The sequence below is a fragment of the Tsukamurella sp. M9C genome (assembly GCF_020169415.1).
GTDB lineage: Bacteria > Actinomycetota > Actinomycetes > Mycobacteriales > Mycobacteriaceae > Tsukamurella.
This window is the reverse complement of record NZ_JAIULG010000034.1, coordinates 1-12307: the sequence shown is the minus strand read 5'-3', so window position 1 is coordinate 12307 and position 12307 is coordinate 1. Positions and strand designations below refer to the sequence as shown.

Annotated in this window: 11 protein-coding genes and 2 pseudogenes; 3 read left to right on the top strand and 10 right to left on the bottom strand. The window is 74.8% G+C overall.

Annotated features, from left to right (window positions below):
• Positions 1-55 precede the first annotated feature (55 nt).
• Entirely contained in the window at positions 56-634 is a 579-nt protein-coding gene (locus LB823_RS15920) for a hypothetical protein (protein WP_224648451.1), read from the bottom strand.
• 131 nt (positions 635-765) lie between these two features.
• Complete coding sequence (locus tag LB823_RS15915; RefSeq protein WP_068523077.1) at positions 766-969, bottom strand: cold-shock protein; 204 nt, start codon at positions 967-969, stop codon at positions 766-768.
• Positions 970-1378: 409 nt separating this feature from the next.
• Between LB823_RS15915 and LB823_RS15910 the strand changes: the two genes are divergently transcribed.
• Positions 1379-3652 carry a DEAD/DEAH box helicase gene (locus LB823_RS15910; protein WP_224648557.1) on the top strand — a complete coding sequence of 758 codons (2274 nt, stop codon included), beginning with the start codon at positions 1379-1381 and terminating at the stop codon, positions 3650-3652.
• A gap of 1 nt (position 3653) precedes the next feature.
• Here LB823_RS15910 and LB823_RS15905 read toward each other — a convergent pair whose 3' ends face one another.
• Complete coding sequence (locus tag LB823_RS15905; RefSeq protein WP_224648449.1) at positions 3654-3983, bottom strand: TfoX/Sxy family protein; 330 nt, start codon at positions 3981-3983, stop codon at positions 3654-3656.
• A gap of 69 nt (positions 3984-4052) precedes the next feature.
• Between LB823_RS15905 and LB823_RS15900 the strand changes: the two genes are divergently transcribed.
• Positions 4053-4547, top strand: coding sequence for a tetratricopeptide repeat protein (locus LB823_RS15900; protein ID WP_224648447.1), 495 nt, complete (start codon positions 4053-4055; stop codon positions 4545-4547).
• 113 nt (positions 4548-4660) lie between these two features.
• Positions 4661-8197: an ATP-binding cassette domain-containing protein gene (locus LB823_RS15895; RefSeq protein WP_224648444.1), complete on the top strand. Its 3537-nt coding sequence runs from the start codon at positions 4661-4663 to the stop codon at positions 8195-8197.
• A gap of 6 nt (positions 8198-8203) precedes the next feature.
• Here LB823_RS15895 and LB823_RS15890 read toward each other — a convergent pair whose 3' ends face one another.
• The 7 genes and pseudogenes from LB823_RS15890 to LB823_RS15860 all read right to left on the bottom strand — a co-directional run.
• Positions 8204-8524 (bottom strand): Rv3654c family TadE-like protein, encoded by a 321-nt coding sequence (locus LB823_RS15890; RefSeq protein WP_224648442.1) that lies wholly within the window; start codon positions 8522-8524, stop codon positions 8204-8206.
• A 56-nt stretch (positions 8525-8580) separates the two neighbouring features.
• A pseudogene (locus tag LB823_RS15885) lies at positions 8581-8877 on the bottom strand (TadE family type IV pilus minor pilin); the annotation flags it as partial.
• Between the two features lie 35 nt (positions 8878-8912).
• A complete protein-coding gene (locus LB823_RS15880) occupies positions 8913-9107 on the bottom strand; it encodes a DUF4244 domain-containing protein (protein ID WP_224648440.1) in 195 nt (64 codons plus the stop codon).
• A gap of 23 nt (positions 9108-9130) precedes the next feature.
• Complete coding sequence (locus LB823_RS15875; protein ID WP_224648438.1) at positions 9131-9733, bottom strand: type II secretion system F family protein; 603 nt, start codon at positions 9731-9733, stop codon at positions 9131-9133.
• Entirely contained in the window at positions 9730-10530 is an 801-nt protein-coding gene (locus LB823_RS15870; RefSeq protein ID WP_224648436.1) for a type II secretion system F family protein, read from the bottom strand. Before LB823_RS15870 ends, LB823_RS15875 begins: the two co-directional genes overlap by 4 nt.
• On the bottom strand, positions 10527-11708 hold the full coding sequence (locus tag LB823_RS15865) for a TadA family conjugal transfer-associated ATPase (protein ID WP_224648424.1): 1182 nt from the start codon (positions 11706-11708) through the stop codon (positions 10527-10529). Before LB823_RS15865 ends, LB823_RS15870 begins: the two co-directional genes overlap by 4 nt.
• Positions 11705-12307 (bottom strand): annotated as a pseudogene (locus LB823_RS15860) (AAA family ATPase); the annotation flags it as partial. The gene LB823_RS15865 and the pseudogene LB823_RS15860, both read right to left, overlap by 4 nt.

Here is a 12307-nt window from a genome sequence, read left to right as displayed (position 1 = left end):
ATACAGGGGCCGCTGCACGCCTCATGGATTCCGCTGGACGGGTCCGATCGGGGCGTCAGGGCTGCGGCCAGTGGGCGGCCGCCTCGGGGTGCGCGGGCGGGTCGCCGATGCTCTCCCGCAGTCGCAGGAGCCGACGGTGCCCGGACACCCGCAGCGCCGGTTTCGTCCCCCTCGTGCCCACCAGGGTGGGCGCGACGCCCGCCCGCATGAGGGCCGTCGCCAGCACGGGGGCGCTCTCCGGCGCGTGCTGGTCGAGCGCGAGGAGGTAGTGCACGCCGTCCACGTCGCCGCCCGCGAGTGCCCAGGCCCGCAGCGCGCGCGGGCCGGGGACCCAGGTCGACGGTGCCGTCTTGGCCGCGCCGCGCGTCCAGGCGACGGCCATCGGCTGCAGTTCCGGCGCCGCGAGGGTCCGGACCAGCGGATTCCCCTCCTCGGAGGTGTCGAGCTGCGGCCGCAGGCCGGCCTCCTCGATCATCACGGCGATCGCCTCGGCGCGCCACGGATCGGCGACGACCACCGAGACCCGCGCGCTCCCACCCACCTGCACGATCTGCCCCGTCGAGGCGAGCAGGCCGGCGAGGTCGCGGGGCGACGGCTCGGTCTGCTCGGCGGAGAAGAGTGACAGTTGGGACACGTGATGAGCCTAGAGGGCCGTGGTGCGGCGGCACCGTCGACACGGCGAACGGGCCGAGAAATGCACAGCACCCCTCCACCCGAGGGCGGAGGGGTGCTGCGAGAAACTCTTATCGCGTGGTGCGAGGTTTCTTAGAGAGCGCGGACGCCGGTGGCCTGCGGGCCCTTGGTGCCCTGGCCGACCTCGAACTCCACGAGCTGGTTCTCCTCGAGGGTACGGAAGCCGTTGCCCTGGATCTCCGAGTAGTGGACGAACACGTCATCCGAGCCGTCGGCCGGTGCGATGAAGCCGAAGCCCTTCTCCGCGTTGAACCACTTCACAGTTCCCTGTGCCATTGAGATGTTTCCTAACTTGTCTACCTACCGGTGTAGGAACCGTTCCCCCTGTGGGGCGCGACTCCTGGCCGGTTCCGGCCGCCATACTTTCTGGAGCCGTTTGCGGAGACCGCACACAAAAACCTTCAGTACCACGCCCGCAACATCGATCCCCCGATGGTCCCTTCGGACCCCCGGCGGGAGCTGCGACCGCATACAGTCAATCACGATTTCCCATCGAGCAACAGCGGGCGGCGCGATTTCGCCTTCCGTTCACCCGCCGTCCCACCGGACGACGGTCCGTTCTCGGCGCGGTTAGACTGGACGATCGGCGCGTCCGCGGCCCGCGCGGCCCGACGGACGCCGGGTCGATGCGGGGGCTATCACGGTGGAGCACAACACCTTCGGCAGGGAGCTGCTGGACCGGGTCATGGCCGGTTCGGGGTCCGGCGCCGAGAGCCTGACCCACGTGGCGGACATCCCGTCACGCCGAGCGGAATTCGCCCCCTGGCCGACCTGGGTCCCGCCGCGGGTGCGGGAGGGGCTCGTCGACGAGGGTGTCCGGGAGCCGTGGCGCCACCAGGCGGCGGCCGCTGAGCACGCGCACGCGGGCCGGCACGTCGTGATCTCGACGGGGACCGCCTCGGGCAAGTCCCTCGCCTACCAGCTACCGGTGCTCGCGGCCCTCGCGGAGGACCCCCGCGCAACGGTGCTCTACCTGTCGCCGACGAAGGCGCTCGGCACCGATCAGCACCGGGCCGCGGTGCGCCTGACCACCGACTACGGCCCGAACGACGCCTCGCCCGCCATGTACGACGGCGACACCTCGCAGGAGATGCGCCGCTGGGCGCGCTCCGACAGCCGGTGGGTGTTCACCAACCCGGACATGCTGCACGTGGGATTGCTTCCGCGGCACGCGAAGTGGGCCCGCTTCCTCCGCGGCCTGCGGTACGTGGTGGTCGACGAGTGCCATCACTACCGCGGGGTCTTCGGCTCGCACACCGCCCTCGTCCTGCGGCGCCTGCTGCGGGTGGCGGCGAAGTACGGCAGCACCCCCACCGTGATCTGCGCGTCCGCGACCACCTCCGATCCCGCGGGCGCCGCGTCGCGGCTCATCGGCGCGGACTGCGTTGCGGTCACCGAGGATTCGTCCCCGCACGGGCCGCGGACCGTCGCCCTGTGGGAGCCGCCGCTGCTGCCCGACCTGGAGGGCGAGAACGGGGCGCCCGTGCGGCGCCCCGCCACCACGGAGGCGGCGCGGATGCTGTCCGACCTGGTGGTCGAGGGGGCGCGCACGCTCGCGTTCGTCCGGTCCCGACGGTCCGCGGAGACCGTCGCGCTCTCGGCCCGGCGGATGCTCGCCGAGGCGACGCCCGAGCTGGCGGAGCGGATCGCCGCCTACCGAGCGGGCTACCTCGCGGACGACCGACGCCGGCTCGAGCAGGGCCTCAACGACGGGGCGCTGCTCGGCGTGGCCACGACGAACGCGTTGGAGCTGGGCGTGGACATCGCCGGCCTGGACGCGGTGCTCATGGCCGGGTTCCCCGGCACCGTCGCCTCGTTCTGGCAGCAGGCGGGGCGCAGCGGGCGGCGCGGGCAGGGCTCGCTGATCCTGCTGATCGCCCGCGACGATCCGCTGGACACCTACCTGGTCCACCATCCCGAGTCGCTGCTCGGGCGGCCGGTGGAGGCGACGATCACCGACCCGTGGAATCCGTACGTGCTCGGGCCGCAGCTGTTGTGCGCGGCGAGCGAGATCCCGCTGAGCCGTGCGGAGGTCGGCACGCTCGGCGCCGTCGACGTCGTGGGCCGGCTGGTGGCCGACGGACTGCTGCGCGAGCGGCCCGCGGGCTACTTCCTGGCCGCCGGGATCGATCCGCATGCGGGCGTGAACATCCGGGGCGGGGCGGGCAGCGAGATCCTCATCGTCGAGGAGACGACCGGGCGGCTGCTCGGGACCGTCGACTTCACGCGGGCGCTCTCGACGGTGCACCAGGGAGCGGTGCACGTGCACCAGGGCGAGTCGTACGTGGTGGACGAGCTGGACCTCGACGACGGACTGGCGCTCGTGCACGCGGAGGAGCCGGAGTGGACCACGTCGGCGCGCGAGGACCTCGACGTGCACGTCACCGCGGTGCACGAGACCGAGGTGCTGGGCGACGTGACCGCGCGGTTCGTCTCCGTCGAGGTGACCAGCCGCGTGGTCGGCTACCTGCGGACGCTGCGCAGCGGCGAGGTGATGGACGCCGTCGAGCTGGACCTGCCGGAGACCACGCTGGCCACCCGCGCCGCCCTGATCACGCTGACCCCGGAGGTGCTCGAATCGGCGGGCCTGGTCCCGGAACGCTGGCCGGGGGCGCTGCACGCCGCCGAGCACGCGGCGATCGGCCTGCTGCCGCTCGTCGCGTCGTGCGACCGCTGGGACATCGGCGGGCTCTCGACGGCGCTGCACGACGACACCGGCCTGCCGTCGATCTTCGTCTACGACGGCTACCCCGGCGGGGCGGGCTTCGCCGAGCGCGGCTACGAGTCCCTGGCGACGTGGCTCGTGGCGACGCGGGACGCCGTCGCGGCGTGCGAGTGCCCGTCGGGCTGCCCCTCGTGCGTGCAGTCCCCCAAGTGCGGCAACGGGAACGACCCGCTCGACAAGGAGGGCGCCGTCCTCGTGCTGGACCTGGTGCTCGCCGCCGTGGCCGCGGGCTGAGTCACCTGGGCGGCAGGGACCGCGCGTAGTCGACGGTGCGCCGCACCCACTCCGCGAGCTCGGTGTCCGAGGCGGTCGCCTCCGCATCGAGGTCGAGCCAGCCGCGCATCTCGCGCCCCCGCATGACGGTGCGCGTGACGTGCGGCCCGAGCAGTTCGTCGGCGGCGTCCGGGTCCAGGTGCACCATGGCCTCGCCCTTGCTGTTCGCGGCGATCGCCATGTGCCCGTCGACGAGGAACGCCAGCCCGCCGAACATGCGCTTCTCCACCACACCGGGCTGCCCGGCGATCGCGTCCCGGATCCTGTCCGCCAGCCCCTCGTCGTACGCCATCGCCCCAGTGTGCGCCGGTCGTCGGCGGCGCGCAGCACGTCGCCGACGATCGGGAACTACGGTGGCGGGGTGACGACTGATCGGATGGCGTGGGAGGACGACATCGAGGCGATCTGGGGATACCTGGACACCGACGAGCCGGCCGCGTTCCTCGCCCGGATGGAGCGCGCCGTCGCCGCCCCCGAGGTTCCCGAGGGCGTCCGCCGGTTCGAGGTGGCGGGCGCGCACGACGCGCTCGATCGACCGGACCTCGCCGTGGCCGGGTACCACGCGGCGCTGGAGGCGGGACTCGACGACCACCGCGCGCGTCAGGCCACGATCCAGCTCGCGAGCTCGCTCCGCAACCTCGGCGAACCGGAGGACGGCCTGCGCCTGCTCGCGGCGCTCGATACCGATCGCGGGGACGGGCTCGACGACGCCGTCGTCGTCTTCCGCGCCCTGATGCTCGCGGACCTGGGACGCGACCGGGAAGCGCTCGCCGCCACGATCCACGCCCTCGCGAACCGTCTCTCCTACTACCGCGTCTCGGCACGCCACTACGCCGACGCCCTGATCGAGGGCTGAACGCACGGGATTCACGACGTGCCGGCGCATTGCTTCGCAGCGCACGGCGCCGGTTCGGCGGGCCGGAAAAGGACGCGACAGCGGCGGACGGCGCGCTCTACCGTGGACCTACGATGTCCAGTTCGACCCTTTCCGCCGCGCCGACCTCGACGCCGCCGATCCCGCCGATCAGCCCCGAACGCCAGGTGACCTGGCGGCGGCTTCGCAGCCCCGTGGCGGTCGGCGCGATCGTCGCCGTCTGGGTGGCCGCGCTCGGCTCCGCCGCCGGCACGGTGTTCGCCGGCCGGCTGGCGGAGAACCCGGCAGGCCACCTGATCGTCGCGCTGGCGGTGTGCCTGCTGGGGGCGGCGGTGATCGAATCGGTCGGCAAGATCGCCTGGGTCGGAGTGGTCGACCGCGCCGAGGGCGCACTGCGCGACGACGTCCTGCAGTCGGCGATGCGTCAGCCCCTGTCGGTGCTCACCGAGCAGGCGGTGGGCGAGATCCTCGACCGGGTCGACGACGACACCCACGAGATCGGCAACCTGGCGCGCTGGCAGTTGTGGTCGCTGTTCCGCACGGTCGCGTCGTGCCTGCCGATCTGGATCATCGCCGGCGTCTCGTGGTGGCCGGCGTTCCTCCTGTTCCCGATCCTCGCGGCCGTCACCTGGTTCGCCATCCGGCGACTGCTCGGCGAGATCGCGCGCCGCAAGGTGATCGAGGAGATCGCGTGGACGGACCAGGCGGCCGCCCTGGAGGAGGGCATCGCCGGCCGCGACGACCTGCGCACCAGCCTGGGCCAGTCGCATTCGATCGCCCGGCTGGCACGACTCTCGGCCGTCATCCACGCCCGGTTCTACGACGTCGTCAGCGTCGAAACGCGGCTGGCGCGCCGCGCCGGACTGTTGCTGCACGGCCTGCTCGCCGGGATCGCGGTCACCGGAATCGCGCTGGCGGTCGACGGCTCGATGTCGGTCGCCCGGCTGGTCACCCTGTTCCTGGTGACCTCGATGTTCGTCGGTCAGGTGGCCCAGCTGGCCGAGCAACTGCCCGATCTGCAGGCAGGGATGGGTGCGGTCATCCGGATCCGGCAGATGCTCGCCTCCGCGCCGGAGCCCGAGGGCGGCGCGGACATCCCCACCCCCGACGGCGATCCGGGCGTGAGCATCGAGATCCGCGACCTCGACTTCAGTTACGCCGAAGGCACATTCGCGCTGAGCGGGATCGACCTCACGATCCCCGCGGGGCGGACCGTCGCCCTGGTCGGGCGGACCGGGTCCGGCAAGTCGACACTGGCGGCGCTCCTGTCGCGCGCCGTCGATCCCCCGGCGGGAACCGTCTTCCTCAACGGGATGGACATCGATCGGATCGACCTGCACCGACTGCGGTCCCGGGTCGGCGTCGTCACCCAGCGGACCGAGATCCTGATCGGGTCGCTGGCCGACAACATCGCCCTGTTCGACCCGTCGATCACCCACGAGCAGATCGACGCCACCATCCGCCGGCTCGGCCTGCAGACCTGGGTCGACGGCCTGCCCGACGGGGTGGACAGTCCGCTCGGGCCGGGCGGAACGACGCTGTCGGCGGGTGAGGAGCAGTTGGTCGCGTTCTGTCGGCTCATGGTCCGCGACGTCGATGTGGTGATCCTGGACGAGGCCACCGCGCGGATGGACCCGCTCACCGAGCAGCTCGTGATCGCCGCGTCGGACCGGTTGCTGTTGGGCCGCACCGGAATCCTGATCGCGCACCGGCTCACCACCATCGAGCGGGCGCCGCTCGTGGCCGTGCTCGACCGGGGTCGGATCGTGCAACAGGGATCTCGGGCGGCGCTGGCCGAGGTGCCCGGGCCGTTCGCCGCACTGCTCGCCGCCAGCAGGACCGACGCCCCGGCCGAGGGAGCGTCCTCCGCGGCTCCGACGGCGCCACCGGAGGCCACCGTCGGGGGGCGCCGGCGGATGGGACCGCCGCCCCCGCTCCGGGAGGTCGGCAACGGCCCGTCGTTGACCCGGGGGATCGTCCACGTGCTGCTGGTCCGGCCGCTCTGGGGTGTCGTCGGCGCGGTCCTGTTCCTCGTGGCGGCGCTGACCGGCGCGCAGGGCGCGGTGACCGGACTTCTCTGGGGCCAGACCGTGGAGGCGATCAGCCGGGGCGAACGGCCGACGTGGCTGACGTTGGGGGTGGTGCTGTCAATGATCGTCGCACCGCTGGCGATCTCCGAAGCCTTCCGGCTCTACCCGCGGTGGTGGATCGAGGTCATGCTGCGGGTCCGGATGGCGGTCCTGCACGGCCAGACCCAACCGCATCGCCTCCCCCGCACCCCGCCGGGGGAGGTCGTCGCCCGGACCATGGACGCGGACCGCTACGCGCGGTACGCCGATCGCTGGGTGGACTTCGTCAACGGGATCCTGATCGCTGCGGCGACCTCGCTCCTCGGCGGGACCTGGGCAGCCGGCGGGATCCTCCTCGTCGTTCTCGTCGCCTCCGCCGTCGCCTCCAGCATCGGCCGCCCGATCGCCGGCCGGTCCGCGGCGGCGGCGTCCAGGGCCCGAGCCCGATTCGGCCGCGCCCTGGTGTCCGCACTGGAGTCGGCGCGCACCGTCAAGCTCTCCGCCACCACCCCCGCGGTCCTGGCGCACCTGCGCAGGGTCGACACCGGCCGCGTCCAGGCCGCCGTGACCGAGCATCGCGTGCAGGCCGCCCTGGAGGGCGTGCCGGTCGTGATGGTCAGCGCCGGGGTGGTGGCCGCGTGGGCGGCGTACGCGGGCGGGGCCTGGGAGCTGGCGACGACGCTGCTGGTCGCCAACGCGGTCAGCGGCTTCGGCTGGTTCGGCCGGGTCGCCGGCAGCGTCGTGACCGATGCCCCCGGCACCCGCGCCTGGCAGGCCGAGACGAGCCGCTTCGCCGGCGGCGTGGATCTGATGACCGTGCCGCCGGGCGTCGACCTGGTCGCCGGCGCCGCACCGGAGCCCCCTGAGGTGCCCCGGGTTCCGCTGGCCGAGCTGGAACTGCGCGACGTCGCCGCCGTCCACGACGACGGGACGATCGGCGTCGAGCACGTCGACCTGCGCGTCTCGGCCGGCGAGCTGGTGCTGCTCGTGGGCCAGGTCGGATCCGGCAAGTCGAGCCTGCTGGCGGCGCTGGCCGGCCTGGTCTCGCACCGCGGCGAGATCCTGTGGAACGGCCGGCCGGTGGCCGACGCCGAGGTGTTCCTGCGGCCGGGACAGGTGGCGCACATCGCCCAGGTGCCCCGGGTGCTGTCCGGGACCTTCGCCGACAACGTCCGGCTCGGCCACGAGCGCGCCTTCGACGGCCCCGTCGCCGACGCCCGACTCGGATCGGACGTCGCCGCGGCGGGCGGACGGGACGCGCTGGTCGGACACCGGGGCGTGCGACTCTCCGGCGGCCAGGTCCAGCGGCTCGCGCTCGCGCGGGCGCTGGCCACCGACGCCGAGCTGCTGCTCGCCGACGACGTGTCCAGCGCGCTGGACGCCACGACCGAGATCGAGCTGTGGCAGGCGCTGCGCGAGCGCCGCGCCACCGTGATCGGGGCGACGTCCAAGCGGGCCGCGCTGGCCCGGGCCGACCGGGTGGTGGTGCTGGTCGACGGGCGGATCGCCGCGATCGGGCCGTGGGCCGCGCTGGCGCCGGAGTGGGGCTACCTCGCCGGCTGAGAGCGCTCACGCCGGGCCCGCTCGGGCGACCGCGGTGGCCTCGTCGGATCCGAAGACCGACAGGGAGACCGGGACACTCACGCGCACCGTCACCTCGAATCCGTCCACGCCGCACGCCCGGAGCGATCCCGCGTTCGCCCGGGCCAGACGGTCCGCCGCCGCGCACGCCTCCTCCGCGTCGATCGCGCTCGCGGCGCCGGCGAGCGCCGCCAGGTCGGCCGCGGCCTGCGCGCGGTGGCGGGCGGATACGGCGGCGCCCACGTCGACCACCATGACCGCCACCACGACGATCGCGGCGACCATCACGGCGGCGAGCACCGTCGCCACGCCGTCCTCCCGCCCGCCACGCGGGGCCCTCGTCGGAGCGGCGCGCGGCCCCGCCGTCACGGTGCCGCCCCCGGTTCCACGGCGGCGACCGCCGTGGCGGAGACGGTCAGTCCCGGCAACAGCGCCACCGGGGCCCGGACCTGCACCGTCACCGTGTCTTCGCTCCGGCTCACCGTCGACGTCGCGCCCGGCGGGCCGACCGACTCGACCGCGCGGGAAGCGCGGGCGTCGTCGCCCCGGGCGCTGAGCCGGGCCGCTTCGCGCGCGGCGTCCACACACCGCACATGGGCGGTGACGCCCACGACCGCGCCCACGCTCAGCACCAACACGGTGATCAGGCTGGCGACGGCGAACGCCGCCTCGACGGTGACCGCGCCCGCGTCCCCGGCTAGCCGGTCGAGGTGCCCAGCGCCTTGCCGATGATGTCCGTCAGCCCGCTGACGATGTTGTCGCCGGTGACGACCCCGTACAACACCGCGCCGAAGGCAGCGGCCGCTATCGTGCCTATTGCGTATTCGACCGTACTCATGCCGTCGTCCTCCAGCATCAGCTCGGTCATCCTGCATCGCAATCGAATCCACATTCCATCCCCCTTCCGTCGGACCGCTACAGCAGCCCCTCCCCGAGCACCTTGCCCGCGAGTCCCATCACCACCGGCACGATGCCCAAGCACACGAACGCCGGCAGGAAGCACAGTCCGAGCGGCCCCGCGACTGCGACGCCGGCCCGCTCGCCCGCCGCGACCGCGCGGTCCTCGGCCTGCGCCCGTTCGGTGCGCGCGAGGTCCGCCAGCCCGGCGGCCGGCGAGGAACCCGCGCGGGCGGACCGTCGGAGCATGCGGGTGAGCCCGACGACCTGCGGGTCCGCCGACTCCGTCCGCCACGCGGCCTCGGCGTCCGAGCCCAGGGCCAGCAGTTCCGCCGCGCGGGCCAGCACCTCCGCGAGCGCGGGCGGCGCGCCCGCGACGACGGCGCGGGCCGCGTCGGCCGTCGGCATACCCGCGCGCAGACAGACGGCGAACAGGTCGTAGGCCGCGGCGGCCTCGAACGGGTCCGGCACCGCGGCCCGCCGCGGCAGTCGCATCCCGCGCGACCGCGCCGTCTCCCCGGAGACGGTGACCGCCACCGCCGAGCGCGCCGCCACCGGCAGTACGAGCAGCGCCGCCGCCAGCAACGCCAGCGCGGCGGCGAGCGGTCCGTGCCCGCTCACGACCGCTCTCCCGATCCGGTGCCGGCGGCACCGTCGGCGATGGCGCGGGACCAGAGGAGCCCGGCGCACGTCAGACACGTCCCGACCACCAGCAGGACGCCGCCCGCGCCGGTGCCGAGCAGCGTGCCGAGCGGGTCGGCGCCGATCAGCTGGCCCATCGCCACGCCGAGCACTGGAAGGGCGGCGAGCACCTGCGCGGTGGCGCGCGCCCCGGCCAGCGACGAGTGCGCCCGCCGCTCGTACCGCTCGCGCGCCCGCAGGTCCTCCCGGACGGAGGCGAGGAGCTCGCCCATGCCTATCCCGTGCCGCGTGCCCGTCTCCCAGGCCGCGGCGATCCGGGACCACGCCGCGCTCTCGCCGGCGTGCGCCCGGAGGCCCACGGCCACGTCGCCGCCGAGCTCCGCCCGCCCGGCCATCTCCGCGAAGACGGCCCGGACGCGCGGGTCGTCGGCGTCGCGGCCCGCGGTGGTGCAGGCGGCAGCGGGGTGGGCGCCGACGGACAGCTCGGCGACCATCGCCTCCACGCCGGCGAGGATCGCCGAGAGCCGGGACATCCGCTCCCGCGCTGCGCGGTTCCGCGCCCGGAGATCGCGGACGGTGCCCGCGGCGAGCGCCGCCGCCAGCGCCTGACCGGGGCCGATCAGAAGCGCACCGACGGGGACCGCGACGACCAACCAGCCCCAGCGCCGCGCGACCGGCGACGACGCGGGCGCGTACTGCGCCCGGAGCCGCGCGGCGGCGGGACCGCCGGGCCAGGCCAGCGCCGCCGCGGCGAGCAGGACGATCGCAGCGGTCACGGGGCACCCCGCTCCGCGAGCAGCGCGTGCACGCGCTCCGCCTCCGCTGTGAAGCCACCGTCGCGGTCCCACGCGGCCAGCACCCGCACGTAGCCGTCGTCGCCCCGGTCGACGACGCCGATGCTGCGCAGCCCGCGCCGGCCCGAGGGCCAGCGGTGCACCGCGAACACCACCTGGAAGGCCGCGGCCAGCTGGGCGTGGAGCGCCTCCCGGCCGAGGCCGCCGAGCGCCGCCAGCGCTTCGAGCCGGGCGGGCACCTCCCGCGGCGAGTTGGCGTGGACGGTGCCGGCACCGCCGTCGTGGCCGGTGTTCAGGGCGGTGAGCAGATCGACCACCTCGGCGCCGCGGACCTCGCCGACCACGATGCGGTCGGGCCGCATCCGCAGTGCCTGCCGCACCAGGTCCCGCACCGTCACCTCGCCGACGCCCTCGACGTTCGCGCCCCGCGCCAGCAGCGAGACCACGTGCGGGTGAACGGGATCGAGTTCGTGCGCGTCCTCTACGCACAGCACCCGCTCCGCCGGATCCACCGCGCCGAGCAGGCCGTTGAGCAGCGTCGTCTTGCCGCTACCCGTGCCGCCGACCACGAGGAAGGCGAGCCGGGCCGCCACCACCCGCCGCACGAGGTCTGCCACCTCGCCCGGCACCGCCCCACCGTCGATGAGCGTGTCGAGCGTCTGCGTCGCCGGCCGCAGCACGCGCAGCGAGATGCAGGTGCCGTCGTGCGCCAGGGGCGGCAGAACCGCGTGCAGCCGGATCCCGCTCCCGGCGCGGCCGCCCGGCCCGGCGGGCAGATGCCCGTCCACCCAGGGCTGCGCGTCGTCCAGCCGCCGCCCCGCCGCCAGCGCGAGCCGCGCGGCGAGGCGCCGCACGGCGTCGTCGTCCTCGAAGACGACGCCCGCGGCCTCGAGCCCCCGGCCCCGGTCCACCCACACCTTTCGCGGGCCACAGACCAGCACGTCCGCGACGTCCGGATCGGCGAGGAGGGGCTCGAGTCGGCCGGCGCCGACGAGCTCCGTCTCGAGGTACGCGAGGCCGTCGAGCAGGTCCGTATCGCCCAACACGCCCCCGCATTCGGCGCGAAGCGCGGCCGCCATCACGTCGGGCGTGAGCACCGCTGCCGTGTGCGCGAGCCGCTCCCGCACCCGGGCCAGGAGGTCGCCGTCGGGGGACGTCACGCCGCACCCCGTCGCAGGCCGTCGAGCACGCGGCCCGCCGCCACGGCCAGCGGTGTACCCCGGCGCAGCCGCAGCCCGCCGTCGTCGAGCTGGGCGGCCAGGCCGGGCTGCGGGCGCATCGACGCCAGCAGCGGTACCCCGACGGACCGCTCGACGTCGCGCGCCGACAGCCCGCCCGGCGCGGGACCGCGCACCACCAGCCCGACCTGCCGAGCGCGGCCCGCCAGCCCGTCGGCCACCGTGCGCGCGGCGGCGCACCCCCGCACCGTGGCAGCGGCGACGACGACCACCACGTCCGCGACCTCGAGGCACGCGGACGTCGCCGGGTCGTCCCGCCGGGGCAGGTCGACGACGGTGACGCCCACGCTGCGGCGGCCCGCGTCGATCACCGCGAGCAGACCCTCGACCGGGATCCCGGGCGACGGAGCGCCGCCTGCGTCGCGCGACCCGGCGGCGACCGACCCGCCCGCCGACAGCACCGCGACGGCCCCGGCACGCCCGGGGAGCGCCGCGACCAGCGCCTCGGACGGGACGTGGCCGCCGCGCAGCGCCAGGTCGCCCCAGCGCAGGCCGGGCATGTCCGCGCAGCCGAGCAGGAG